Annotated in this window: 22 protein-coding genes; 9 read left to right on the top strand and 13 right to left on the bottom strand. The window is 70.8% G+C overall.

Annotated features, from left to right (window positions below):
- Window positions 1-45 precede the first annotated feature (45 nt).
- Both malQ and DMP23_RS13530 read right to left on the bottom strand, forming a co-directional pair.
- Complete coding sequence (malQ, locus tag DMP23_RS13535) at window positions 46-1,986, bottom strand: 4-alpha-glucanotransferase (protein ID WP_337821233.1); 1,941 nt, start codon at window positions 1,984-1,986, stop codon at window positions 46-48.
- Between the two features lie 264 nt (window positions 1,987-2,250).
- Complete coding sequence (locus tag DMP23_RS13530; RefSeq protein WP_337821232.1) at window positions 2,251-3,105, bottom strand: TIGR03619 family F420-dependent LLM class oxidoreductase; 855 nt, start codon at window positions 3,103-3,105, stop codon at window positions 2,251-2,253.
- 151 nt (window positions 3,106-3,256) lie between these two features.
- Between DMP23_RS13530 and DMP23_RS13525 the strand changes: the two genes are divergently transcribed.
- Complete coding sequence (locus tag DMP23_RS13525; protein ID WP_337821231.1) at window positions 3,257-3,550, top strand: DUF3040 domain-containing protein; 294 nt, start codon at window positions 3,257-3,259, stop codon at window positions 3,548-3,550.
- Window positions 3,551-3,553: 3 nt separating this feature from the next.
- Here the strand turns inward: DMP23_RS13525 and DMP23_RS13520 are convergent, their stop codons facing one another.
- Window positions 3,554-4,033, bottom strand: a complete 480-nt coding sequence (locus tag DMP23_RS13520; RefSeq protein ID WP_037815539.1) for an Lrp/AsnC family transcriptional regulator — start codon at window positions 4,031-4,033, stop codon at window positions 3,554-3,556.
- A 133-nt stretch (window positions 4,034-4,166) separates the two neighbouring features.
- Between DMP23_RS13520 and DMP23_RS13515 the strand changes: the two genes are divergently transcribed.
- Both DMP23_RS13515 and DMP23_RS13510 read left to right on the top strand, forming a co-directional pair.
- Window positions 4,167-6,482 carry a transketolase-like TK C-terminal-containing protein gene (locus tag DMP23_RS13515; protein WP_134731306.1) on the top strand — a complete coding sequence of 772 codons (2,316 nt, stop codon included), beginning with the start codon at window positions 4,167-4,169 and terminating at the stop codon, window positions 6,480-6,482.
- Window positions 6,483-6,496: 14 nt separating this feature from the next.
- Window positions 6,497-7,189, top strand: a complete 693-nt coding sequence (locus DMP23_RS13510) for a GNAT family N-acetyltransferase (protein ID WP_337821230.1) — start codon at window positions 6,497-6,499, stop codon at window positions 7,187-7,189.
- Window positions 7,190-7,193: 4 nt separating this feature from the next.
- Here DMP23_RS13510 and DMP23_RS13505 read toward each other — a convergent pair whose 3' ends face one another.
- The 3 genes from DMP23_RS13505 to DMP23_RS13495 all read right to left on the bottom strand — a co-directional run bounded on the left by DMP23_RS13505 (window position 7,194) and on the right by DMP23_RS13495 (window position 10,449).
- Window positions 7,194-8,276 carry an alcohol dehydrogenase catalytic domain-containing protein gene (locus DMP23_RS13505; RefSeq protein WP_337821229.1) on the bottom strand — a complete coding sequence of 361 codons (1,083 nt, stop codon included), beginning with the start codon at window positions 8,274-8,276 and terminating at the stop codon, window positions 7,194-7,196.
- A 25-nt stretch (window positions 8,277-8,301) separates the two neighbouring features.
- On the bottom strand, window positions 8,302-9,714 hold the full coding sequence (locus DMP23_RS13500; RefSeq protein WP_337821228.1) for an aldehyde dehydrogenase family protein: 1,413 nt from the start codon (window positions 9,712-9,714) through the stop codon (window positions 8,302-8,304).
- A gap of 63 nt (window positions 9,715-9,777) precedes the next feature.
- Window positions 9,778-10,449: a GntR family transcriptional regulator gene (locus DMP23_RS13495; RefSeq protein WP_009079497.1), complete on the bottom strand. Its 672-nt coding sequence runs from the start codon at window positions 10,447-10,449 to the stop codon at window positions 9,778-9,780.
- Between the two features lie 181 nt (window positions 10,450-10,630).
- Between DMP23_RS13495 and DMP23_RS13490 the strand changes: the two genes are divergently transcribed.
- The 3 genes from DMP23_RS13490 (at window position 10,631) to DMP23_RS13480 (ending at window position 13,745) form a co-directional block, all read left to right on the top strand.
- Window positions 10,631-11,119, top strand: coding sequence for a hypothetical protein (locus tag DMP23_RS13490; protein ID WP_337821227.1), 489 nt, complete (start codon window positions 10,631-10,633; stop codon window positions 11,117-11,119).
- Between the two features lie 905 nt (window positions 11,120-12,024).
- Complete coding sequence (locus tag DMP23_RS13485; RefSeq protein ID WP_205670237.1) at window positions 12,025-12,948, top strand: trypsin-like serine peptidase; 924 nt, start codon at window positions 12,025-12,027, stop codon at window positions 12,946-12,948.
- A gap of 38 nt (window positions 12,949-12,986) precedes the next feature.
- A complete protein-coding gene (locus tag DMP23_RS13480; RefSeq protein ID WP_051729105.1) occupies window positions 12,987-13,745 on the top strand; it encodes a class I SAM-dependent methyltransferase in 759 nt (252 codons plus the stop codon).
- A 70-nt stretch (window positions 13,746-13,815) separates the two neighbouring features.
- Here DMP23_RS13480 and DMP23_RS13475 read toward each other — a convergent pair whose 3' ends face one another.
- The 3 genes from DMP23_RS13475 to DMP23_RS13465 form a co-directional block, all read right to left on the bottom strand.
- Window positions 13,816-14,631: a hypothetical protein gene (locus tag DMP23_RS13475; RefSeq protein ID WP_037815525.1), complete on the bottom strand. Its 816-nt coding sequence runs from the start codon at window positions 14,629-14,631 to the stop codon at window positions 13,816-13,818.
- A gap of 94 nt (window positions 14,632-14,725) precedes the next feature.
- Window positions 14,726-16,252: a CehA/McbA family metallohydrolase gene (locus tag DMP23_RS13470; RefSeq protein WP_337821226.1), complete on the bottom strand. Its 1,527-nt coding sequence runs from the start codon at window positions 16,250-16,252 to the stop codon at window positions 14,726-14,728.
- A gap of 959 nt (window positions 16,253-17,211) precedes the next feature.
- Window positions 17,212-18,012, bottom strand: coding sequence for an alpha/beta fold hydrolase (locus DMP23_RS13465; protein ID WP_337821225.1), 801 nt, complete (start codon window positions 18,010-18,012; stop codon window positions 17,212-17,214).
- 456 nt (window positions 18,013-18,468) lie between these two features.
- On the opposite strand from DMP23_RS13465, the gene DMP23_RS13460 reads away from it, so the two are divergent.
- Window positions 18,469-18,990: a 2'-5' RNA ligase family protein gene (locus DMP23_RS13460; RefSeq protein WP_337821224.1), complete on the top strand. Its 522-nt coding sequence runs from the start codon at window positions 18,469-18,471 to the stop codon at window positions 18,988-18,990.
- Here the strand turns inward: DMP23_RS13460 and DMP23_RS13455 are convergent.
- The 3 genes from DMP23_RS13455 to DMP23_RS13445 are packed head-to-tail and all read right to left on the bottom strand — an operon-like array spanning window position 18,932 to window position 21,070.
- Window positions 18,932-20,014, bottom strand: a complete 1,083-nt coding sequence (locus tag DMP23_RS13455) for a hypothetical protein (protein ID WP_336161958.1) — start codon at window positions 20,012-20,014, stop codon at window positions 18,932-18,934. The genes DMP23_RS13460 and DMP23_RS13455 overlap by 59 nt on opposite strands.
- 7 nt (window positions 20,015-20,021) lie before the next feature.
- Window positions 20,022-20,630 carry a hypothetical protein gene (locus DMP23_RS13450; protein ID WP_235146665.1) on the bottom strand — a complete coding sequence of 203 codons (609 nt, stop codon included), beginning with the start codon at window positions 20,628-20,630 and terminating at the stop codon, window positions 20,022-20,024.
- The gene (locus DMP23_RS13445; RefSeq protein WP_037815518.1) at window positions 20,627-21,070 is read right to left on the bottom strand and encodes a hypothetical protein; all 444 of its coding nucleotides are present in this window, start codon (window positions 21,068-21,070) and stop codon (window positions 20,627-20,629) included. The genes DMP23_RS13450 and DMP23_RS13445 overlap by 4 nt, the downstream gene beginning before the upstream one ends.
- Window positions 21,071-21,294: 224 nt before the next feature.
- Here DMP23_RS13445 and DMP23_RS13440 point away from each other — a divergent pair, with 224 nt between their 5' ends.
- Both DMP23_RS13440 and DMP23_RS13435 read left to right on the top strand, forming a co-directional pair.
- On the top strand, window positions 21,295-22,239 hold the full coding sequence (locus DMP23_RS13440) for an NAD-dependent epimerase/dehydratase family protein (protein ID WP_037815517.1): 945 nt from the start codon (window positions 21,295-21,297) through the stop codon (window positions 22,237-22,239).
- The gene (locus DMP23_RS13435) at window positions 22,236-24,410 is read left to right on the top strand and encodes a glycosyltransferase family 2 protein (protein WP_337821223.1); all 2,175 of its coding nucleotides are present in this window, start codon (window positions 22,236-22,238) and stop codon (window positions 24,408-24,410) included. The genes DMP23_RS13440 and DMP23_RS13435 overlap by 4 nt, the downstream gene beginning before the upstream one ends.
- Here the strand turns inward: DMP23_RS13435 and DMP23_RS13430 are convergent.
- Complete coding sequence (locus DMP23_RS13430) at window positions 24,340-24,846, bottom strand: GtrA family protein (RefSeq protein ID WP_043830087.1); 507 nt, start codon at window positions 24,844-24,846, stop codon at window positions 24,340-24,342. The genes DMP23_RS13435 and DMP23_RS13430 overlap by 71 nt on opposite strands.
- Window positions 24,847-25,014: the final 168 nt, after the last annotated feature.

Below are 25,014 nucleotides of genomic sequence, written 5' to 3'. Positions count from 1 at the left end.
TCCTTGGGCATCGGTTTACGTTGTCCGGACAGGCTTTTCGGGGGTTCAGCGCAGCGGGCGGGCCGCGGCCAGCGGAGCGACCGCCGCCCGCACCCGCGGATCGGCGAAGAACCCGTCCACGGTGACGGGAAGCGGGATGCGCCAGTTAGGGTACTCATCCACGGTGCCCGGCAGATTCGGCTGGCGCCGTTCGCCCGCGACGTCCGCGGGCGCGGTGAGCACCAGCCGCGACGCCGCCGAGGCGAGCAGCGTGTGCAGGGCGACCACCAAGTCGTCGTCCGGAATTCCTTCGCTCGCAACCAGTTCGAGCAACGCCCGGCGTTCGGCCGCCGCCTCGGCGTACTCCTGCTCCGCCGGGCGGTCGAGCTGGCCGAGTTCGGCGCGGACCCGGACGTGCTCGGCGTCGAGCCAGCCGGACACGGTCGGCAGGTCGTGCGTCGAAATGCTGGCCATCGCGTCCGGGTCCCAGCGGTCCGGGCGGACGAACGGCTTGCCGGGCGCGTCCCAGTCGCGCTGGAACCACAGCACCGCGGAGCTGAGCAGGCCGCGTTCGTGCATGGTTTCGGTGACGGTGTCCTCGACGGTGCCGAGGTCCTCCCCCACCACGACCGCGCCCGCGCGGTGCGCCTCCAGGGCGAGGACGCCGAGCATCGCTTCGGCGTCGTAGTGCACGTACGTGCCGCGACCAGCCGGTTCGCCCGGCGGAATCCACCACAGCCGCCACATCCCGGCGACGTGGTCCACCCGGATCCCGTCGGCGTGCTGCAACACGCCGCGCACGACGTCGCGGAACGGCGCGTACCCGGCTTCGGCGAGCCGGTCCGGCCGCCACGGCGGCAGATTCCAGTCCTGGCCCTGCTGGTTGAACGCGTCCGGCGGTGCGCCGACCCGCACCTGGGCGGCGAAGACGTCCCGCAGCGCCCAGGTGTCCGCGCCGCCCGGATGCACGCCGACCGGCAGATCGTGCACGACGCCGACCGGCATGCCCGCCTCGCGCGCGGCGCGGCGGACAATGTCCAGCTGCTCGTGGCAGAGCTGCTGAAGCCAGCCGTGGAACTCGATCCGCTCGGCCAGCTCCTCGCGCGCCGCGGCTACCTCGGCGCTGCCGGGATCGCGCAACGGCTCGGGCCACTCGCGCCAATCGCTGCCGTGCACCTCGGCGAGCGCGCCGAACGCGGCGAAATCGCGAAGGTCGTCGTCCAGGTCGACCGGGTGCGGATGGTGCGGGCGCAAGAGTTCCAGCGCGGCCCGTTTCGCGGTCCACACGGCGTCGTAGTCGATCAGCTCGCCGATCGGATCGGGCGCGAGCGCCAGCACCCGGCGCCGGGTGTCCTCGTCGGCGCGGGCGAACGCTTCGGTGTCGGTCACCCGCAGGTACAGCGGGTTCGCGAACCGGCGGCTGGACGGCGAATACGGCGACCGTTCGACCGGATGCGCCGGACTGATCGCCTGCACCGGGTTGACGAGCAGAACGCCCGCGCCCAGCTCGGCGGCCGACCGGGACGCCATCTCGGCGAGATCGCCGAAATCGCCCATCCCCCACGACCGTTCGGAATGCAGCGCGTAAAGCTGGAGCATCCAGCCCCACGCGGGCGGCACCGCGGGCAGCCGGTCCGGGACGACGGCCAGCGAAACCCGTTGCTCCGCGGTCTTGATCCGGTGCCAGCCGAGCGGAAGGTCAGCCGGAAGAGTGGCGCCGACGTCACGCGTCGTGCCGTCTTCGAGCTCAATCCTCGCGGCTTGGCCGAGTTCGCGTTCTTGCCCGGCGCGCACCACCACCGTCGGCGGCAGCACGCGCGCCGCGCTCGCTTCTTGCACCGCGGCCAATTCTCGCTGAATTGCCTGTGGAGTACGGGCATCGACGTCCAGCTGCGCCAATACCGCGATCACGACGTCGGGATCTACCTGTACTTCGACTTGGTCGGAGTTTTCGTAGTGGGTGGCGACTCCATGGGCGGCGGCCAGTTCGGCCAGTTCGGGGGTCACGTTTCGGTCCGGGGAACGGGAATGCGCACCGGACCAGTGTCCCGGGCGGCGCCCCGCGGCGCCATTCGCCTCGCCGCCGCGGACGGGCGAAGCGGTGACCGGCCGGTCGGGGGGCGTGCCGGCCGGTCACCGCCACACGAAACAAGAGGGAAGGCGTTCCCCGGAATGACGCGCGAACGCCCAGTTCACCCGTTCAGGCGCTATTCGCGATTTCAGCGCGCGATTTTCGCCTTAACGAGGTACCGCCGTGCGAAATGGACGCGGTCAGGCTCCGGCCAGCTGCCCGAGCTTCCCGGCGAGCCGGTCCAGCCACGCTTCGACCTCGCCCGGCGAACGGTCCGGCAGCCCGAACACGACCTCGGTCACGCCGGCCTCCTCGAGCTTGGCGAGCCCCTCCGGATCGGGACGCAGGCCGAGCGCGATCACTTCCGGCTCGCCCTCGCGGCCTTCCTCGCGCCAGATTTCGCGCAACTGCGCGACTTTCCCGGTGATGTCGCCTTCGCCCGGCGTGGTCAGCCAGCCGTCGCTGTGGCGCGCGATCCACCGGAACGTGCGCTCGGTGCCGCCCGCGCCGACGACTACCGGCACCTTGGGCTGCACCGGTTTCGGCCACGCCCAGCTCGGCCCGAACTCGACGAACTCGCCCGCGTAGCTCGCCTCTTCCTCGGTCCACAGCGCGCGCATCGCCTCCAGGTACTCGCGCAGCGCGGTCCGCCGCCGCTTCCCGGGCACGCCGTGGTCGGCGAGCTCGTCGGTGTTCCAGCCGAACCCGACGCCGAGCGTGACCCGTCCGCCGGACAGGTGGTCCAGCGTCGCGACGGTCTTGGCCAGCGTGATCGGGTCGCTCTCCACCGGCAGCGCGACCGCGGTCGCCAGCCGGATCGTCGAGGTCACCGGCACCGCGCTGGCGAGCGCGACCCACGGGTCGAGCGTGCGCAGATAGCGGTCGTCCGGCAGCGAGGAGTCGCCGGTCCGGGGGTGCGGGGCGTCCCGCCGGATCGGGATGTGGGTGTGCTCGGGCACGTAGAAGGTCGCGAACCCGGCCTCTTCCGCGGCCTGCGCGGCCGCCGCCGGGGAGATGCCCCGGTCGCTGGTGAACAGCACGATCCCGTATCTCACCCCCGGCACGGTATTAGAACGTGTTTCAGTTTGCAACGGCCCCGGGCGCGGGCGATTATTCCCGCGAAAACCCGGGCTTGACGGCGCCCCCGGCCGGGTACTCCACTGGTACTTGAGCGATCACCGGCCCGTCCTGCCCGAGGAGGGGATCATGCTGCCCCATCGCGACCGCAGCGCCCTGCGGAAGATCGAAGAGGAACTCGCCGCGAGCGACCCCGTGTTCGCCGCGACGCTGAGCCAAGGCGTGCCGCCGGTGCAGACCCGGCGATGGCAGAAGATCCTCGTGCTCGCCGAGGTCACCGTCCTGCTGATGCTGGTCTTCGGCCTGATGGGCGGGGAGACCGGCTGGTTCCTGTGGGGACTGCTCGCCGCGCCGCTGCTGGTCTGGGCGCACCGGACCATGCTGCAGCGCCGCCGCGAACGTGCGGCCGACGACCAGACGTGACCCTCAGCGCTGGGCAGCGCGCTCGAGCAGCGGAGTGAGCCGGTAAGGCACCATCTCGCGCATGACGAGCGCGTTGTTGGTGCGCTCGACGCCGGGGATCTCCAGGATTTCCCCGGCGATCCGGTACAGGTCGTCCGCGTCGGTCGCGACCACGTGCACCAGCAGGTCCTGCGCGCCGGTCAGTCCGCGCACCTGCAGCACCTCGGGCACCGCGGCGAGCGCGCGGCCGACCTCGTCCAGCAGCCGCTGCCGCGCCTGCACGGTCACGAACGCGGTGAGCGGGTAGCCGAGCGCGGCCGGGTCGATCCGGTGTTCGGCCGAGCGCAGCGCGTCGCCCTGTTCGAGCCGGGCGAGCCTGCTCTGCACGGTGTTGCGGGACAGGCCCAGTTCGTCGGCGAGCGCGACCGCGGTGGCGCGCGGGGTGCGGCCGAGCGCGAGCAGGATCCGGGCGTCGGTGGCGTCGAGCCGCTGAGTGCTGGGCATGCTGCGCAATCCTCTCCGCACCGTGTGGTGCCGACTTGGGCGTTCTGCGCAATGTTGAACGCGCTTGTTGTGCACCCTACCCAGCTCTGCTGGACTGGCCTGAACTTTCCGCCCAAGAAAGGTCCGATCCTTCGTGAGCAGCGCCGCCCCCGAACGCCTTCCGGACAACGACACGGTGACCGTCCTGCGCGAGGTGCAGGACCGGGTGCTGTGGCTGTCGACCGCGATCATCGACCACGCGAACCGGGTGCGGCCCAATCCGACCGGGCTCAAGGTCGGCGGGCACCAGGCGTCCAGCGCCTCGATGGTGTCGATCATGACCGCGCTGTGGTTCGCCCGGCTGCGCGCGCAGGACCGGGTCTCGGTCAAGCCGCACGCCTCCCCCGTGCTGCACGCGATCAACTACCTCCTCGGCGACCTCGACGAGAAGTACCTGACGACGCTGCGCGAGTTCGGCGGCCTGCAGAGCTACCCGTCGCGCTCGAAGGACCCGGACCAGGTCGACTACTCCACCGGTTCGGTCGGCATCGGCGCGACCGCCCCGATCTGGGGCGCGCTGGCGCGGCGCTACGTCGAATCGCACGGCGGCGGCGCGGGCACCGGACGGCAGTACTCGCTGGTCGGCGACGCGGAGCTGGACGAGGGCGCGTGCTGGGAAGCCGTCCTCGACCCGAACGTGGCCGAACTGGGCGAGGTCGTGTGGATCGTCGACCTGAACCGGCAGTCGCTCGACCGCGTGGTCCCGAACATCGGCGCGACCCGGCTGCAGGGCATGTTCGAGGCGGCCGGCTGGCAGGTGCTGACCGTCAAGTACGGGCGGCTGCTGCAGGACCTGTTCGAGCGGCCGGGCGGTTCGGCGCTGCGCCGGCGCATCGACGAGATGTCGAACCCGGAGTACCAGCGCCTGCTCCGCTGCACCCCGGCTCAGCTGCGCGAACGCCTGACGACGCCGGAACTGGCTCCGCTGCTGGACACTCTCGACGACGACACGCTGCACGCCGCCATCCGCAACCTCGGCGGCCACGACCTGTCCGCGCTGCTGGACACGTTCGACGCCATCGACGACCACCGGCCGACCGTCGTTTTCGCTTACACGGTCAAGGGATTCGGCCTCGCCAGCGAAGGACACCCGCAGAACCACTCGTCGCTGCTGACCGCCGAGCAGCTGGGTTCGCTGGCCGAGCGCGTCGGAATCTCGCCGGACAACCCGTGGCAGAAGTTCGCCGAGGGCTCCGCGGCCGCGCAGCTGTGCGCCTCGACGGCGGCCCGGCTCGAACGGGAACCCGTTGAGCTGCAAGCTGTTCCGGCCCTGCCGTCCGACATCGGCCGCACGCCGTCCGGCCGCACCACCACGCAGGCCGCGCTCGGCCGCGCGCTGCTCGACCTGACCCGCGAAGCGCCCGAGGCCGCGGAACTCGTGGTGACGCTGTGCCCGGACGTCTCGTCCAGCACCAACCTCGGCGGCTGGGTCAACAAGGTCGGCGTGTGGTCGCCGCAGGAACGCGTCGACTGGTTCGCCGACGACCCGGAAACGATCCTGCACTGGCGCGAGCGGCCCAGCGGACAGCACCTGGAACTGGGCATCGCCGAGGTGAACCTGGTGAGCGCGCTCGGCGAACTGGGCACGACGTGGTCGCGCTGGGGCCGTCCGCTGCTGCCGATCGGGGTGCTTTACGACCCCTTCGTGGAGCGCGCGCTGGAACCGTGGTCGTTCGGCATCTACGGCGGCGGACAGTCCATTTTGGTCGGTACCCCGTCCGGCGTCACGCTCGCGCCCGAAGGCGGTGCGCACCAGTCGGTGACCACGCCGTCGGTCGGGCTGGAGCAGCCGGGTTGCGTGACGTACGAGCCCGCGTTCGCGCTGGACGTCGAGTGGACCCTGCTGGCTTCGCTTTCGCGGCTCGGCCGTCCCGACGGGACTTCCGCTTACCTGCGCCTGTCGACCCGTCCGGTGGACCAGAGCCTGGCCGCGGTGCCGGCCGATCCGGCCGCGCGGGAGCGTCGCCGCCGCCAGGTCGTCGCGGGTGCCTACCCGATCCGCACCGCCGCGGTGGCGCGCCCGGACGTCACGCTGGTGACGATGGGCGCGATGGTCACCGAGGCGCTGGAAGCCGCCGACCGGCTGGACGCGCTGGGCAAGCACGCCGACGTCGTGTGCGTGACGAGCCCCGGCCTGCTGTTCCGCGCCGTGCAAGCGCGGGCAGGCCAGGACACCGCCGACACGTGGATCCTGGAGTCGGCGCTGCCGTCCGAACGGTCCGCGCCGATGGTGACGGTGCTGGACGGGCACCCGCACACGCTGGCGTTCCTGGCGAACGTCCACCGCGTGCGGGCGGCGCATCTGGGCGTGACGCGGTTCGGGCAGTCCGGCGACCTGGAGAGCGTGTACCGGCACCACGGCATCGACACCGACAGCATCATCCAGGCCGCGCTGGACGTGGCCGACTGAGCTAGGAGCATTTCTTGTTCGCCGCCGCCGTCACCCGCCATTGGCTGCCTCCGGTCCCGGACGGCGGCGGATTCAGCCTGACCGTCGACGCCGCGCTGGACGAGGAGGAGCGGCTCACCGTCCTCGTCACCGCGGACGGGCGGACCCGGATCCGGCTCACCCCGGCGATGGCCGAAACCCTCGGGCGCCCGCGCGACGAACCGGAGTTCCGGCAGCGGCTGGCCTCGGCGGGGATTCTGCTGCACGGGGCCGACAACCTGTTCTATTTCACCGACGAGGCAAGGGAAAAGCTGCTCGCCGAACCGGACGACACGTCGGTCCGGCCGCTCACCGGCTCGGACGCCGAAGCGTTCGCCGCGTTCGAGGCCGCCGCGTCCGAACAGGATCTGGACGACGCGTCCGTCGAACTGGACCACTGGGCGGTCTACGGCGCGTTCGCCGACGGACAGCTCGCGGCGGTCGCGAGCATGTATCCGTGGCGTGACGCACCGCTGGCCGACTTAGGCGTGGTGACGCTGCCGGCACATCGAGGCAAGGGGCACGCCCGACGCCTCGTACGGGCGATCTCGCGGCACGCGCTCGGGCGAGAGCACGAGCCGCAGTACCGGTGTCAGCTCGACAACCACGCGTCGATCGCCCTCGCCGCGTCCGCCGGGCTGACCCTGTTCGGCACCTGGGACATCGTCTCGCCCGGCTCGCCTCGCTGACGGCTCAGTCCCCGATCCGGATCAGCGAGCGGGCGCCCTCCCCGCGCCGCATCCGGTCGAACGCGTCGCCGACCTCGTCGAGCGAAATCCGGTGCGTCACCAGGGTTTCCAGGTCCAGCGCACCGGAACGGACCTCGTCGGCGAGCACCGGGATGTCGCGATCCGGGTCGGACGCGCCGTAGACGGTGCTGGTGAGCGTGCGGGCGAAGTGGAAGATCTCCAGCGGGTTCAGCACGACCTGCTGGTCCTTCCGCCCGACGCCGACCACCGTGCAATGCCCGCCGCGGCGCACCGAACTCCACGCGGCGCGGATCGTGGCCGCCGCGCCGACGCATTCGAAGGCGTAGTCCGCGCCGCGCCCCTCGGTCAGCCCGCGTACCTGCTTGGCGAGTTTGTCGTCGCTCACCAGGAAATCCGTCGCACCGGCCGCGCGGGCGAGCGCTTCCTTCTCCGGCGACAGGTCGGCCGCGATGATCTGGCCGGCGCCCGCGAGTTTCGCCCCGAGCACCACGCACAGCCCGATCCCGCCGAGCCCGAGCACGAGCACGCTCTGTCCTTTTCGGACCTTCGCGGTGTTGCGCACCGCGCCGACCCCGGTGAGCACCGCGCAGCCCATCAGCGCGGCCAGGTCGAGCGGCACGCCGTCCGGCAGCGGCACGACGGAGTGCCCCGGCAGCACGGTTTCCTCCGCGAACCCGCCGACGCCGAGCAGAACGTTGAGCGGCTGGCCGTCCAGCTCCCCGCGCGGCAGCGTGGTAACGCCCTCGATCGCCGAGCACAACCAGGGTTCCCCGGCCTGGCAGAACCAGCATTCCCGGCACGCGGCGGCCCAGTTGAGCACCACCCGGTCCCCCGGCCGCACGTGCGTGACGTCGCTGCCGACCTCCGCCACGACGCCGGACGCCTCGTGTCCCGGCACGAACGGGTACTGCGGACGCAGCGTTCCGTCCACCATGGACAGATCGGAATGGCACACGCCGGCGGCCGCGACCCGCACCCGCACGTCCTCCGGACCTACCGGCGGCAGCACGATGTCGCAGACTTCCGGACGCCCGCCCTGCTCGCGCACGACCACGGCTTTGACCACGATGTCTTCTCCTTGAAAGCCGGGGCTAGAGCTGGATGGACTTGAGTTCGGTGAACTCGTCGAGCGCGGCGCGGCCCATTTCCCGGCCGAGCCCGGACTGCTTGTAGCCGCCGAACGGGGCGAGCGGGTTGAAGGCCCCGCCGTTCACGTCGATCTGCCCGGTCCGGACCTTGCGCGCGAAGGCCAGCGCCCGGTCCTGGTCGGCCGACCACACCGCGCCGTGCAGGCCGTAGCGGGAGTTGTTCGCGATCCGCAGCGCGTCTTCCTCGTCGTCGAACGGGATGATCGACAGCACCGGGCCGAAGATTTCTTCCTGCGCGATCGTGGAATCCGGGTCGACGCCCGCGAAAACTGTCGGTGCGACGAAGTAGCCTGTGTCCGCAGGAGCTTCGATGCCGCCCGTCACCAGAGTCGCGCCCTCGGCAATGCCCTTTTCGATGTAACCGCGCACGCGGTCGCGCTGCGCCGCGCTCACCAGCGGGCCGAGCTTTGTCTTGGGGTCCAGCGGATCGCCGGTCGTGAACCCTTCGGCGAACGTCTTCGCGAGCGCCGCCGCTTCGTCGTGCTTCTCGCGCGGGACGAGCATGCGCGTCCACGCCGTGCAGGTCTGGCCGCCGTTGAGGAACGCGTTGGAGACGCCGACCTTCACCGCCGTCGCCAGGTCCGCGTCGTCGAGGATCACGTTGGCGGACTTGCCGCCCAGCTCCAGCGTCACGCGCTTGACCGTGCGCGCCGCGAGCTCGGCGACCCGGGTGCCGGCGCGCACCGAACCGGTGAACGACACGACGTCGACCTCCGGATGCGTCGCGAGCGCCTCGCCGACCTGCGGCCCGTACCCGGTGACCAGATTGACCACGCCGGGCGGGAAACCGGCCTCGTGAATGGCGTCGAAGAGCTGGTAGGCGCTCAACGGCGCGACCTCGCTCGGCTTCACCACGACCGTGCAGCCCGCCGCCAGCGCGGGCGCGATCTTGCAGGTGATCTGGTGCAGCGGATAGTTCCACGGCGTGATGGCCGCGACCACGCCCGCCGGTTCGCGCACGATCAGCGAATTGCCGACCTTCTCCTCCGGCTCGTCCTGGCCGAGCAGGTCGACGTACGTCTGCACGTCAGTCTGCGGCAGCGCGGCCTGGATCCGGGTCGCGATCCGCAACGGCGTGCCGACGTCCTTCGCGATCGTTTCGCCGATCTCTTCCGCCCGCTTGGCAAGGCCGTCGTGCAGCTTCCGCAGCAGTTCGCGGCGGGCGGCCCGGCTGGTCTCCGCCCACGCCGGGAACGCCTCGCGCGCCGCCCGGACCGCCCGGTCGACGTCCGCGGCCGTGCCCTCCGGAATGTGCGCCTGGACCTGCTCGGTGGCCGGGTTTTCCACCGGGATCGAGGTTCCGCTTTCCGCACGGACCCATTCGCCGCCGATGTACAGCACGTCGCGCTCAGCCACCGAGTCTCCTTCGCCCTGGGTTCCGTCCCTCGGGCCGGATTCTATAGAAAACGCTCCGGCTGTCTAGTGCGCCGCGAGCACGCCCTGCGCCGCGAGGAAGTCGACCAGCAGGTCCCCCGCCTCGCGGATGTGCGCCGCCATCGCTTCCCGCGCCGCCTCCGGCTTGCGCTCGTTCAACGCGGCCAGCACCCGATCGTGGTCGTCGCGCGCGAGCAGCGGCCAGCCGGGAATGTCCGCGTACGCCGAAAACGGCACGTACCGGAGGGTCAACGACAGCATCCACGTGAACTTCGGCGCGGCAGCCGCGTGATTCACCATGCGGTGCAACGCGAAATCGGCCCGCTCGGTCGCGTCGAGGTCGCCTTCGCGCACGGTCTTCTCGATCTCGCGCTGGAGGTCGTCCAGCCGTGCCAGCCCCGCCGGATCGAACGCTTCCGCCGCCCGCGCGGCCAGCTCGCCGGAGACGTAGGCCTGCATCGCATACACGTCGACGACGTCCCGGCGCGTCACCGGGATCACCCGGAATCCGCGCCCTGGACGGAAATCCACCATTCCCTCGCCCGCGAGCGCCATCAACGCCTCGCGCACCGGGGTCGCGCTGACGCCGAGCCGCTCCGCGAGATGCTCGGTGCGCAACCGCTCGCCGCCGCGGACCGCGCCGGTCAGGATCAGGTCGCGCACCTGCTTGGCGACCCGCGGACTCAGCCGTTCGCGCGCTTCTCCGGCCACTGTCACGAAAACTCCCCGCCAGCGTTGGATTTCCCGCTATCGTAGCCTTTCCCCACCGATGTGACCCCCGTCACTTTTCGCGCCGGAGAGAACCTGCGGAGGGGGTCGCGGCGACTACCCGGACGAACCCCATGGCCCGGGGTGAACCGCAGTGTCCTCAATGGACACACCGAGGGAGGGAACCCGAATGTCAGCGAAGTCTTCCATCCTGCGCCACGGCCGCCTTGTCGCAGGCACCGCACTGGCCGCGGCCGTCATCGCAGGCGGCACGATCGGCGTCGCGGCGGCCGCCACCAGCGATCATCCGGCGGCACCCGTCGCCGCTGCCGCCGCGCCTGCCGCCGCCGCTGTCGCCCAGCCGCCCGCCGCCGAACAGCCGCCGGAGGGCGCCCGGGCAACCGTGAAGGTCGACCCGAACCCCGCCGCCCCCGGCGGAGACGTCACGATCACCGGCAACTGCGGCGGAGGAAAAGGCCTGAAGAAGGTGATCGGCGGCTACCCAGGCCACCAGATCCTCAAGGACCTCAAGATCGTCGACGCGAACCCGGACGCCTTCAAGGCAACAGCGAAACTCACGACGAAGATCGGCAACGGAGTGGGCCCGGTGATGGTCGACTGCGACGGAGAAGCAGGCGTGACCCTGCTGGTGACCCACACTCCGCCGGCGGGTGAGTGACCATGCCGATCCGCGGCACCCGAGTAACCCGCTTCGGCTCGGAGGCGGTGTCGCCTAGGTAGGCGCCCGACTTCGTCAGATCGAAGTCGTGGGCACGCTGTTGCCGGTCCGGCCGGTGGCCAACGCCCGGACCGGCAACAGCCGCCGACTCGACGCACATCGAGCGGGTGACCGGAGACCTCACGGGCTCGACCATGCGGCCGTCCCGCAGGCTGCCTGCCCAGCAGGTGACCGGCCAGTCCCCCAGGCTGGCCGGTCACCCGTGGCCGACGGCAGCGCGCCCGCCGGTACCACCGCGTGCAGCCTGTATGACCTGCCAGCCCACCAGACTGGCCGCTCACCCCACGAACCCGGGCATCCCCAACCACAGCCAGGCCGCAACCCGCGGCGCTGCCCGCATGACCGCCAGACCACCAAACTCACCGATCACCCCACGAACCCGGGCAACCCCCCACCTCAACCAGGCCGCAACCCGCGGCGCTGCCCGCATGACCGCCAGACCACCAAACTCACCGATCACCCCACGAACCCGGGCAACCCCCCACCTCAACCAGGCCGCAACCCGCGGCGCTGCCCGCATGACCGCCAGACCACCAAACTCACCGATCACCCCACGAACCCGGGCAACCCCCCACCTCAACCAGGCCACATCCCGCGGCGCTGCCCGCATGACCGCCAGACCACCAGGCAGGCCGTTCATGCCGCACCCGACACCGACACGGGTGTCGAACGAGCACCTCCCAACGCTCGCCAACCACCCGCGCACCACCCCCGCGAGGGTGGAAAATCCCGGCCTCCCCGGCCCGAAATCCCCCTGCTGTGAGCGGATGTGCGAGCGCTGTGAGGTTGCTGTGCATCCGGCCGCACAGGATGCCCGGCGGGCGTCGGCATGGTCATCTTGAAGCGTGAGAGTCAACGTTTCCCGCACAGCGCTGATCGTCTGCGCGGCGGCCGCGATCGTCGCGACCGGCGGCGCCAACGCCGTCGTCGACACCGCTGACGTCACCGGCCAGGCCGTCCAGCCGAGCGGCGCGGGCACCCCGGCCGTCGCGACCGGCGGCGATTCCCGCGGTACGGGGACGAGCACCTCTTCCAGCAACACCTCAGCAACCGCCGATGCCCCCGGTGCCGGGACAAGCACCTCGTCCAGCAGCGCCCCCGCAACCGCCGATGCCTCCAGCCCAGGGACGAACAGTTCCCCCAGCAGCACCGCGACGGCCAGCGCGGCAGTCGGCGCGTTGTTCTCCGGCGGCAACCACTTCTGCTCGGCCAGCGTGGTGCACAGCCCCACCGGCGACCTGCTCCTCACCGCCGCGCACTGCATCGGCGGCGACGTCTCCGGCATCACCTTCAAACCCGGCTATCACGACGGCATCGCCCCGTACGGCACCTGGCAGGTCACCGCCGCGGTCGTCGCCGACGGGTGGAAGTCCTCGTCCGACCAGGACCTCGACTTCGCGTTCCTCAAGGTCGCCCAGCCCGGTTCCGCGAGCCTCGAAAGCCTCACCGGCGCCAACCAGCTCGGCACGAACCAGGGCTTCTCGCACACGATCACCCTCACCGGCTACCCGGACGGCACCGAACAGCCGGTCGTCTGCACGGGCACCACCACCCAGTCCGACACCTACCAGCAACGCGTCGCCTGCCCCGGCTTCCCCGACGGCACCAGCGGCGGCCCCTGGGTCATCAACCAGGACCCGAACACCGGAACCGGTACCGTCATCGGTGCCATCGGCGGCTACCAGACCGGCGGCGCCACCCCGGACGTCTCCTACAGCGCCTACTTCGACGACGACATCGCCCAGCTTTACCGCTCAGCGATCAGCTGACCCGGACAGCGACGGAAAACAGGCTCAGGAGGACTGCGGTGAGTTCCGGATCGGGACCGTCGGCGGAGGACTTCGACGAGTGGTACTCGAACATGCTGGACAGCCCCGCCCGCGACGAGATCCCCCAGCGGCATCTGGGCCTGCCGCCGCGGCTGCTGTCGAGCAGTCTGCTCTCCTGGGACGGCATCGCGGAAGTCGTCGAGGCGCTGCGGCTCGCGCCCGGCGACCGGCTGCTGGACCTGGCGTGCGGGCGCGGCGGATACGGCCTCGAGATCGCATCCCGGACCGGGGCGCGGTTGATCGGTGTCGACTTCTCGCGGGCGGCGATCGAGCAGGCTCGGACCTTGGCTCGGCAGTTCGATTCCGTGGACGCGGAGTTCCAGGTGGGCGACCTTGCCGACACGGCCTTACCAGCGGAGTCGGTCGACGCGGTCGTGTGCGTCGACGCGATCCAGTTCCGGGCGACCGCCGAGACGTTTGACGAGATACGCCGGGTGCTCCGTCCGGGCGGACGCGTCGCGCTGACGACCTGGGAGGCTGTCGACCGCGCGGACGAGCGCGTCTCGGCACGAATCCGGGCAGTCGACACCGAAGCCGGACTCGTCGGCGCGGGCTTCGCGAACGTTGTGGTCCGGGATCGTCCGCAGTGGCGGGCCGCGGAGCGCGCGATGTGGGAAGCGGCTGCGGCGCTCGACCCTGGCGACGACGCTGCCCTGCGCTCCCTCCACGACGAAGGCGTCCACGTGCTGTCCGCTTTCGATCTGAGGCGCAGAGTCCTCGCGACCGCGGACGGCTAAGGCTCGAAGCCGAACGACCCGGCGACAAACTCGCCACGGTCACGTCGAATTTGCCCGTCAGCGCACCCGATCAGCTTGAGCTGGGCGGCGCGGCCGGAGCCTGATGCAGCGAGAGATTCTGCCCCGCCTTCTCGTCCGGAGCCCACGCCCCGGCCTCCGCGGTCCACGTCTGACCGGCGAAGCTCACCCGGTCCACGCCCAGCTTCGCCGCGCGGGCCACGAGCCAGCTCGCGATCCGCCAGCCCTCCGCGGACGGGTGCGCGCCGCTCAAGCGCGCCGTGCCGAGTTCGGCGTTCGCGACGGTCACCAGGTTCGCCGGCGGGTTCAGCGTGAGGTTCCGGCAGGTCAGCGCCGCGGGGTACTGGCCGGTCAGCGCTCCGGTCAGCGCGGTGGCCTCGTCTTCCCACTGGGCGTACGCGTCGGGAGCGCCGGAGCGCTGCACCGCCTGTGCCGCTTCGGTGATCGGAATCGTCTGCCAGTTGTCGAGTTTCGCGAGTTTCTTGTAGAACTCCGTCGCCGAGTAGACCGGGTCCTGGAGCTGGTCGGGCGTGCCCCAGCCTTGGCTCGGGCGCTGCTGGAACAGGCCGATCGAATCCCGGTCGCCGCCGCTCAGGTTGCGGAGCTTCGACTCTTGCAGGGCAGTCGCGAGGGCGACCGTCACCGCGTGCGAGGGCAGCCCCTGCTTGATCCCGACGGCGGCAATGATCGCGGCGTTGTTCATGGGTTCCGGTTGCAGCGTGTACTGCGGCGCGGAAGCGTCGTTCGGCCCCTTCGGCAACGCGACCGTGCAGCCAGGGGTCTTCACCTCGTCACTGCTCGAGAACATGACCACCACGACGACCACCGCCGCGAGCGCCACGACGACCGCCAAGATCGCCGCTCGCACGCCACACCCGCGCACCCGTGCCCGCCCTTCCCCACTGCCCACTTTAAGTGCACAGTCTGCCCGGGCGTCCGGGTCGCGGGACGCTCGGGTCGGGTCAGCCGGCGTCGGCGGCGCCCAGGAAGATCGGGTTCGACATGGCGACCATGGCGTTCGGCGTGGTCGTCTTCGGACCGCCCGACGGACGCCGCACCTCGACGCGGACCCAGCGGCTGTAGCGCGGGTACGTCGTCCACGTGACGGTCGCGGTGCCGGATTCCGGGACGGTCTCGCTGTGCTCCGGGCCGAGCTGGTCGAGGAACGTCACGGTCGAGCCGGGAACTCCCCGAACGACCGCGCGCACCTCGATCGGCGTGCCGATGCCCGCGACGAGCCGTCCGCCGATACCTGCGCTGCGGCCCGCTCCGGACACGGAGAAGTCGAGCTGCACGTCCTTCGACTCGGCGAGCCACGAACGCCCTGCCTTGAGCCCGGCGAGCAGTTCGGCCCGGCCCAGCCGGTCCGCCTGGACGACCGTGTGCGGGAGCGCGACGGTCTGGTCCGGGTTGTGCGCGTCGGAATCGCCGATCGCCGGGATCCATCGGCCGCCGCGCAGCAGACCGTCCCAGTGCGTGACGCTCGCTTCGTCGTCCGCGGTCCACGGGCCGTTCCAGACCTCGACGAGGTCGGCGATCTCGTACGCGAATTCGTAGGTGCAGCCGAAACAATTCGCGAATGGGTGCGCGGCCGTGACCAGACCGCCCGCCCGGTGGACCTGGTCGGTGAACCGGCGGAAGTCGCGCGGGTCGGAAGCGCGGTAGCGCCAGTCGATCCACGTGCCTGCCGGGACGCCGATCGCGGGCCAGTGCCCGGACCGCGTGGTGACCTCTTCGCCGTTCAGGATCAGCAGGTCGTCGGTGGCGTAATTGCCCCACACCAGCTGCGAACTGGACGTGTTGTGGTCGGTGGACACGATGAAGTCCAGGCCGGCCGCGCGGGCATCCGCGACCAGTTGCTCGGGCGTGCGCTTGCCGTCGGAGTGGACGGTGTGCAGGTGGGAGTCGCCGCGATACCAGGAACGGCCGCGGTCGCGCGCGGGCGCGGTCTCCGGCGCCGGGTTCGGCTGGAACGGCTTCGCGGTGTCGCGGCCGAAGGTCAGCGTGATGTCGACGCGGTAGTTCAGCCCCTGCGGCGCGACCGTGTACGGACCGAGAATCACGTGCCAGCGGCCAGGCGTGATCGGCCCGGCGAGGTACCCGGGAGTTGCTTCGGCAGCACTGATCGAGAACCGGTCGCGGAAGCCGCCGGACCAGCCGCGGAAGCCGCGGCGGGTGCCCAGTTCGTGCCCCTCCGGCCCGAACATCCCGATGTCGCAAGCATTTCCGCGCGTCCCCGCGGGCACCGACGGCTTGTCATAGGAGTAGACGACGTCGATCTGCTTCACGCCGCGCGGCACGTCGACCGGGAGGTAGTACCAGTCGGGCACGTCCGGCCGAAAGGTGCCGGTGACGGTTTTCGTCTGCTGCCCGGCGCCGGGCGCGGGCGCCGCGAACGAGACGCCCGGCACCATGCTCATCGCCGCCCCCGCCGCGACGACGCCTCCGGCCCGGAACAGGTTGCGCCGGTTGAGTTGCCCAGTGGACATGGCTTACCTCCGCAGCAATGAAGTCGCGCCGACGCTAGCCCTCGAAGCCACCCCCTTCAACGACGCTGCGGTGAACACTGGGCGACTCGCCTCGGCTGCCAGGGATCGCCGCCTCGAGCCGCGCATCCGGCCGACGATGGGCGGGACCGGTTGCCACGCACGGGATCGTGGAGCAGGACCGGAACATTCGCCGATTCGCTTCGCCCGGCACCGACCCGCGCATCACGCGACGCAGGACGACATTCCGCGCACGGAACAGCAACGCAGCTGACTGCCGTCGCACAGCGAGCCGCGCACGACAGCTCGCCTCGTCCAGCACCGCCCGACGGCCTCAGCAAACCGCGCACCGCACGACGCAGCACCACTTGCGGCACCGGGGACCGCCGAGCCGCACCTGACCGCCCGCCAGCGCACAGCGACTCGCCTCGCCCGGCACCACACGAAACCGCGCACCGCACGACCAAGCACCGCCCACCACACCGCGAACAGCACCCGATCACCGCACAGCACGCAGCGATTCGCCACGCCCGCGCACCAACCCGGCACCACGACCCGCCGCGCACAACGCAATGCAGCACCGCCCGCCGCACCCGGGAACAGCCGAGCCGCACCCGACCACCCGCCACCGCAAAGCGACTCGCCTCGCCCGGCACCACACGAAACCGCGCACCGCACGACGCAGCATCGCTCACCACACCGCGAACAGCACCCGACCACCGCCCAGCACGCAGCGACTCGCCTCACCCGCGCACCACACCGCGCACCACACGACGCAGCGGCACGACCTTGCGCAGGGAACAGCCAAGCAGCACCCGACCGCGCGCCACCACCCAGCGCTCAGCAAGTCGCCACGCCCGGCACCGACCCAGCACCACACCACAGCGCGCACCACACGACGCAGCACCGCCGCCACACCAGGAACAGCCGAGCCCCTCAGCCAGCAATTACCCCGCCCACCCTCACTTCACCGCACCACTCCCCTCCTCGACCCGGTCCAGCCATTCCTCCACCAGCGCCTCGAACAACACCGGCTGCTCGAACTGCAGGTTGTGCCCCGCCCGGTCGAGCACCGCGTAACTCGCCCGCGGATAGTGCTCCAGCAATCCGTACAACTCCGCGAATCCCGTAGAAGCGTCCTGCCGACCGCACACGATCAGCGCCGGTTTCCGGTACATCGGACCGCTTTCCGGATCGACCGACAGCTTCCAGCCCGCCAGCATCCGCTGCAGCGCGGCCCGGTCGGCGGCCGCCAGGCCAGGCTCGACGTCCGCGCGGAACCGCGCCAGCGTCTCCTCGGACTGGACCACTGCCATCTCCCCGTACTCCGCCGCCTCCGCCGGATCGAGGCTCGCCAGCAGGTCCGGGTCGGCGCGCAGCACCTCGTGCTCCGGCACGTCCCGTTCCAGCACCGGCACCGGGCGGCCGACCGGGCACACCAGCGCCAGCCCGGCGACCTGCTCGGGCCGCGCCCGCGTGAGGCCGCGCGCCAGATAGCCGCCGTACGACTCGCCGACCAGCAGGAACGGCTCGTTCCCGATCAGGTCGTCCACCAGGTCCGCCAGCCCCGCCACCAGGTCGTCCGACCCGCGCGCGGACCCGGCGGGCGACTCGCCCATGCCGGGCAGATCCGGGTAGATCCGCCGGAATCCGGGCCGCCGCGCGAAGACCGGCTCGAGGCAGCCGGTCATCAGGCGGTGGTCCGGCATCCAGCCGTGGACGGCCAGCACCGGCGTGCCGGAACCGTGTTCGACGTAATGCATGTTCCCTCCCTGTTCGCCGGCCACCGTTGTACCGCACGGCACCGACAATTCCGGGACTCCGGCGGCCGGGAGGAGGCGGCGCCGGCCGCCGGGCGGCAATTCCGGGGGAATTCTCCGGAAAGTCAGCCGCGGGAGCTGATCAATTCTCTTTCGGGTGCCGGCCGGCCCGGGGCGGGACGGCGCGGAACACAAGCCAGCAGAAGGAAACCTGCCACGACGCCCAGGAGCACGTGGCCGGTGACGGCGCACAATCCGCACAATGCGGTCCATAGGACGATCTTCATCCACCGAGTGTAGGACCGCCGGGAATCGCCGTCGGCGGACTTGGGGAAGACTTAGGGTTCGGTTAAGCGGAATTCACCGGAAGAAGCAGAAAAGAAAGGGTTGCCTCTCCTTTCCGCCGGGAGCGGAGCCCTTGCGGTGCGACGGAGCGGGCGGTCCGGCAGGATCGGGGCCGTGCCCACGCCCGGAACCAGCGCGCTCGTCGTCACGCTCCCGTCCGCCGCCGTCCTGCTCGAAACCGCCGCGGCCGTCGACCCCGGACTCGTCCGTCCCGGTCTTCCGCCGCACGTCACGGCGCTGTACCCGTTCCTGCCCGCCGAACGGCTCACCGAACGGACCGACGCCGACGTCGCACAGCTCGCCGCGAGCTTCCCCGCGACGGATGTGCAGCTCACCGACCTCGTCCTCGCACCCGGATTCGTCGCAGCGGCCGCCCCGGCGCTCCAGCCCCTCGCCGACGCCGTGTGCGATCACTGGCCCGACGTGCCTCCGTACGGCGGACGCTTCGGAGCGCACCCGCCAGCGCACCTGACGATCGCCCTTGGCGGCACCGACGACCAGCGCGCCGAGGTCGCCGAACGTGCGCGAGCAGCGCTGCCGCTCACCGCCCGGGCGGACACGCTGCACCTCGTCGTGCTCACGGAGCAGGGTTGGCAGCTCCGGCTGTCGGCTCCGCTCGGAACTCCTGCGCGATAGCCCGCAGCCGAGCCACCTCAGCCGCGAACGCGGTCTCCTGGGGCAGCACCGGCGGCTCCGCGGACTGGTCAAGCACCGGCTCAGAACTGCGCAGCACCCGCACAGCCGCGCTCGGCGACAACTCAGGCCCGACCCCGGACAGCAGCAGTCCGTCGTTGATCTCGCTCATCATCGTCAGCAGCCGCTCCCGGCCGGTCCCCGACGCGTCGTCGAGCCGGACGACATCCGGGTACCGGGAAGCCAGGTGCTCCCGCAGCGGCCGGAGCACCGCCCGCGTCCGCGCGTCGCGCACCGCCCGGCCCACCGCGGGCCACGCAGGCACCGTCAGCCCCACCACGACCAGCAGCACCGATACCGCTGGGAAGCCGACCGCGAGCGTGCACGGAACCGTCGAAAACGCGCCGCGGCACAGCTTCGTGACTGGATGCTCCGTGGTCAGATCACCGATCAGGCCGACGATCTTGCCGATCAGATAAGCGAAAGCGAACACACAGGCCAGCAACATGATGCCCAGCCCGGCCCGCAGCGCACCCGTACCCGCGCGCACCGCCCCGGCCGACACCACGGCGATGTCCGCCACCGCCAAACCCAGGTACAGCGTGTAGACGACGATGTACACGACCAGTGTCGGATTCGACCGGTACAGCTCGTCGAAGAGCCCGACGCCCGTCGGAAGCCCGCGCGTCGCGAAGAACGACGCAGTGAGCACGACGAGCGCGACAATCAACGCCCCGAGCCGCGCGCGCCGCCGACGCTCTGCCACGCCACCGATCTCCGCGACAGTCACTTCAATGCCGTACGCGGCCACCATCGTCGCGAGGTTCGACAGCAGCCGCCCCAGGCTCGGGTACAGCTGACTCTCGATCGCCTGCGCACTGTCGGCGAGCAAGCACAACGCGACGCCGAGGGCGATCAGGCTGGTCGCGAGGCCCGCGCCAGCACCGGTCCGCCGTGCTCGCACCGCGCGCCAGATCCCGACCGCGACGGCGAGCAGGCCGACGCCGAAGAACAAAACGTCGATCATCCGCGCACTACCCGAGCAGCGACGCGAAGCGCCGCGCGCGCTCCGCTGCCGGGCCGGAAGCGCCTGGCCGCAGCTGCGCACCGCTCTCGGTGGCGGCGCTCATCAGGAACACGGCAATGAGCTCCGCTTCGTACTCGTCGGAATTCGTGGTGACGCGGGTGAGCAGATGCGACAGCAGGTGCGCGCTGAGATCCGGCGCGAGCGTCGCCGCTTCGGCGTCGGTGAGCACGCATTCGCCGCGGTGCTCGCACAGCAGGTGCGCGATTTCGTGGGCGATGATGTGGTCCTGGTGCAGCGACGACGTGCCCGCCGCGTACGCGATGAGGTCGAAGTCGTCGTGCCGCTGCCACGCGCCGGAGGGCTGGCCGGGCGCGTAGTCGACCGCGACCAGGTCGATGTCGCGGCCGCGGTGCCGTTCCAGCCGGTCGATCCACGCGTTCATCGACCACGGCCGCGGGGCGGGCACGTGCCGCAGCAGGTCGCGCACCCGGTCGCGGGCGCGCGCTCGCACGGTCGGGTCGATGTCCCCTCCCGAGGCGATCGGCGGCTGGACCAGCCTGGTGCACCAGGGGGTCCCCGGCGCTCCGGCCGCCGCCAGCATAGCCGCCCGGCTCACTCCGGCTTGCGTCCGCGCCGGGTGCGGTCGCGCCCCTCGGCGTAGCTGCCGAGCTGGTCCATCAGGGCGGAAACGGTCCGCCGGTCGCGCTCGGACAGCCGCATCGCGCGCTGCGCCAGGTCGCGGGCCTGGGTGTCGCGCCAGGCGACCACGTCGGCGACCTGCTCGTCGACCCGGCCGGCGACCTCGTCGTCGAAGAAGTAGGTGACCGGCACGCCGAAGAACCGCGCGAGCGCCTGGATGTGCGACCGCTTCGGGTCGCGCCGCGCGCCCACGGCGAGCTGCTGGACGTGCGTGGCCGACATGCTGACGCCGGTCACGTCCGCGACGCCCTGGGCGATCTCGCGGTAGGAGTAGGGCTTGCGGTCCGGCGGATGCACGGTCGCGATCAGGTGCGCCAGACGTTCCGCGAAGCTGCGCTCCCCCGCCTGCTCGGCCATGCCGCCCCCATCACCGTTCCGTCTCCGTAACAGCGACCAGCATAACCGTCCCGAAAACTTGACACCAGCCGTCCCGTTCCGGCTACACTCGCCCCGCGCATCGTTTAGAAAACTAAACACCGGGATCCGCGTGCGGTCGCTGGGGGTGCCCGCACGCGGTCCCGCGCTCGCGCGGGCGAGGGACGCACAAGTGACGCACAGACTGCGGAGGTAGGTTGTGCGCCATGACACTCCCCCACAGTCCCGAAAGGACACCCGTCGTCGTCACCGGCGGCAGCGGTTTCATCGGCCGCGCTGTCGTGCGCGAGTTCCGTGAGCGCGGCTATCCGGTCACTGTCGTGGACCGCGTGCGCTACGAGACGACGGACGAGGGAGTGCGCGTCGTCGTCGGAGATCTGCGTGCCGCCGAAACGCGCGAAGCAGCTGTCGAGGCAGGCGTCGGCGGGATCGTGCACCTTGCTGCGCTGACGTCCGTGCTGAAGTCCGTAGAGCTGCCGCGCGACACGTACGCGGAGAACGTTGCGGTGACACAAGAACTTCTCGAGCTGTGTCGCGTACGCGAGGTGCCGCGCTTCATTCTCGCGTCCACGAACGCAGTGATCGGCGATGTCGGCACTAACACCATCACGGTCGACCTGCCCACGAAGCCGCTTACGCCATACGGTGCCACGAAAGCGGCCTGCGAGATGCTGCTGTCGGGTTACGCGGGCGCGTACGGCATCACGACGTGCGCGCTGCGCTTCACCAACGTGTACGGGCCTGGCATGTCGCATAAAGACAGCTTCGTGCCGCGCATGATGCGTGCGGCGTTGAATAATGAAGGCGTGCGGGTGTACGGCACCGGCGAGCAACGTCGGGACCTCGTGCATGTAGACGACGTCGTGCGCGCGATCGTGCTCGCCTACGAAAGCGGCTACACCGGTCGCGCGATCGTCGGCGCCGGACGTTCGGTGTCCGTGCTGGAAATGGTCGAGACCGTGCGCGCGGTGACCGGGGCCGAGTTGCCGATCGAGCACGTGCCCGCGCCCGCCGGGGAGATGCCGGCGGTGGTCGTGGACGTCTCGGCGAGCGCGGAAACCATCGGCTACCGCCCGGAAATCACCCTCGCCGACGGTCTCGCCACCGCGTGGAAGTACTTCTCCGGACTGGACCGGGCCGAGGCGCCGTGACCGGATTCCTCCGGCGCCACGCGTTCCTGCTGGTGCTCCTCGCCGCGGGAACCACGCTGCGGGTGCTGTCCTGGATCGCCTACCGGCCCGCGCTGCTGTACATCGATTCCTTCCGCTACCTGGACAATCTGCAGGGCCTGCGCGCCGGCGGGATCAACCCGGTCGGCTACGACCTGCTGCTGAAACCGCTGCTCGCGGTCGGCGGACTGTCGTTCGTCGCCGCCGTGCAGCACCTGGCCGGACTGGCGATCGCGGTCGGCATCTACGCGCTGGCCCGGCGGCTCGGCGCGCGCAACTGGGTGGGCGCGCTGGCCGCCGCGCCCCTGCTGCTCGACGCCTACCAGGTGCAGATCGAGCAGAACATCATGGCCGAGGTGCTGTTCGAGGCACTGCTGTTCGGGCTGCTGTGGCTGGTGCTGGCCAAGGGAAAACCGAACTGGCGGCGGATCGCGCTGGCCGGGCTCGTGGTCGGGTTCGGCGTGCTGGTGCGGCTGATCGGCGTGACGATCGCCGCGCCGTTCCTGCTCTACGTGCTCGCCGCGGGCAGCGCGTGGCGTTCGTGGCGCGGCTGGCGCGACGCCGGGGTCGGCTTGCTCGCGATCCTCGTCGTGGTGGTCCCGTACGCGGCGAAAGTCAAGGCGGAGACCGGAAACTGGGGCCTGAGCGGGCCGTCCGGCAGCATGCTCTACGGCCGCACCGCCGCGGTCGCGGACTGCGCGAAACTCCAGCTCGACCCGGTCGTGCGGCAGTTCTGCCCCACCGAACCGGTCGAGAACCGGCTGGTCGACAACTACACGCACGCCGACCTCGACCCGGCGTGGCCCGGCCCGCTGCCGCCCGGCGCGGACAAGGGCGCGCTCGCGCACGAATTCGCGATGACCGCGCTGAAAGCGCAGTGGTGGGACGTCGCGACGTCGATCCTCGGCGACTTCGGCAAGAGCTTCCAGTTCACCCGCTACACCGCGCCCACCGACGTGCCGATCGACCGATGGCAGTTCCAGCTGACCTACCCGGAGTTCGCCGATCCCGCCGCGGTCAAGGCGGTCACCCAGCAGTACGACGGCACGGACCCCCAGGTCAACGAGCCGATCGCGGCGTTCCTGCGCGACTACCAGATCAACGGCGGATTCGTGCCCGGCGCGGTGCTCGGGTTCTTCGCGCTGCTCGGCCTGTTGACCGTGCTGCGGCGCAAGAAACCCCGGCACCCGGCGCGCAGCGGGGCGTTGTTCGCTGCGGGCACCGGGTTGTTCCTGCTGTTCGGGTCCGCCGTATTCGAGTTTTCCTGGCGCTACCAACTTCCCGCGCTCGTGCTGTTGCCAGTCGCGGGTGCGCTCGGGTTCACGACGCTCACTGTGGCGAGCCGTCGCCGTCTCGGCAGTTATCCCGACGCTGTCGACGAAGGCGCGATCAAGGACTTCCACGACCGGCATCCCGGCGCGAAGCTGTCCGAACTGACAGTGGTGATCGCCGCGTACAACGAAGCTGGCGGCATCGGACAAGTGCTGGAGAAGATGCCGGACGAATGTCTCGGGCTGCCAGTGGACGTCCTGGTGGTCGTAGATGGCGGTACGGACAACACTGCGGCTATCGCGGAAGACCATGGCGCGTACGTGTGCGTCGCGCCGACTAACCGCGGCCAGGGCGCCGCGCTCCGCCTCGGGTACCACCTCGCGGCCGAGAACGGCGCGAAGTACATCGTCACCACTGACGGCGACGGTCAGTACGACAACAGCGAAATGGCCGAGTTGCTCGCACCGCTGCTGGACGGCACTGCCGATTTCGTGACCGGCTCCCGGCGTTTGGGCCACGAAGAGGCCGACAGCCGGATGCGCTGGATCGGCGTGCGGGTGTTCGCGTGGCTCGCGTCGGTGCTCACCTGGCGGCGGATCACCGACACGTCGTTCGGATTCCGTTCGCTGCGCGCGGAACTGGCGTGCGCGATCCCGCTCAACGAACCGCAGTACCAGTCGTCGGAACTGCTGCTGGGCGCGACCGCGCAAGGCGCGCGCGTGCTCGAACGGCCGATGAGCATGCGACTGCGCAAGGCGGGCAAGAGCAAGAAGGGCGGCAGCGTCGTGTACGGCGCGAACTACGCGCGGGTCATGACAGGGACGTGGTGGCGCGGGTACGTGCTGCGCCGCGGTCGAAAACGAACCGGTCGAGCATCGTGAACTTCGCGACGAACACCAGCGCGTAGCTGAGCACGTACGCCGCGTCGAGCAGGACGACCCACCAGAAGTGCGGCAGGTGCAACGGCGCGAGCAGGTGGCCGGCGAGCGTCGTCAGGCCCACCGAGGCGAGGCCGCCGAGCGAGATGACGAGGACGTAGGGCAGCAGCTCGCGGACGGGTTCGGGACGGCCGCGGCGGCCCCACACCCAGCGCCGGGTGAGGAAGAAGTTCAGCACCGCCCCGGCCGCGAACGCGCACGCGCTGGCCAGCCACGGGGCCCCGCCCGCGGCGAGCACCGCGATCAGCGCGGCCTGGCTGAGCAGCGTGGCGGCCACCGAACTGGCGGCCGCGCGGACGAACCTGGCCAGGCCGCGGCGGCGCGGCTCGGGCGATTCTTCCGTCGTGCGCGGGTTCGCCGGGTTGGTTACCGTCGTCATAGTCCCAGTCTCCCCTCGGGCCGCCGGCTCCGCCGCGCGACCCCCCGGCCCACAGCGGATTCACAGCTGACTGCCAGCCGAACATCAGCGGCGGGCGATTAGGTTCGGATCTGCCACCGCGACATCCGGGCGTCGTGTACAACGAAAGGCCGTGCCTGTCGCGAAAAC

The sequence above is a fragment of the Amycolatopsis sp. A1MSW2902 genome, assembly GCF_017312175.1.
GTDB classification, from domain to species: domain Bacteria; phylum Actinomycetota; class Actinomycetes; order Mycobacteriales; family Pseudonocardiaceae; genus Amycolatopsis; species Amycolatopsis nivea.
This window is presented reverse-complemented; position numbering and strand designations above follow the sequence as displayed.

Bases quoted from the DNA above. Each gene is read 5' to 3' on its own strand.
- DMP23_RS13525 (WP_337821231.1), top strand. From the start codon at position 3,257: ATGCTGCCCCATCGCGACCGCAGCGCCCTGCGGAAGATCGAAGAGGAA.
- DMP23_RS13520 (WP_037815539.1), bottom strand. From the start codon at position 4,033: ATGCCCAGCACTCAGCGGCTCGACGCCACCGACGCCCGGATCCTGCTC.
- DMP23_RS13490 (WP_337821227.1), top strand. From the start codon at position 10,631: ATGTCAGCGAAGTCTTCCATCCTGCGCCACGGCCGCCTTGTCGCAGGC.
- DMP23_RS13470 (WP_337821226.1), bottom strand. From the start codon at position 16,252: ATGTCCACTGGGCAACTCAACCGGCGCAACCTGTTCCGGGCCGGAGGC.
- DMP23_RS13465 (WP_337821225.1), bottom strand. From the start codon at position 18,012: ATGCATTACGTCGAACACGGTTCCGGCACGCCGGTGCTGGCCGTCCAC.
- DMP23_RS13455 (WP_336161958.1), bottom strand. From the start codon at position 20,014: ATGATCGACGTTTTGTTCTTCGGCGTCGGCCTGCTCGCCGTCGCGGTC.
- DMP23_RS13445 (WP_037815518.1), bottom strand. From the start codon at position 21,070: ATGGCCGAGCAGGCGGGGGAGCGCAGCTTCGCGGAACGTCTGGCGCAC.
- DMP23_RS13440 (WP_037815517.1), top strand. From the start codon at position 21,295: ATGACACTCCCCCACAGTCCCGAAAGGACACCCGTCGTCGTCACCGGC.
- DMP23_RS13430 (WP_043830087.1), bottom strand. From the start codon at position 24,846: ATGACGACGGTAACCAACCCGGCGAACCCGCGCACGACGGAAGAATCG.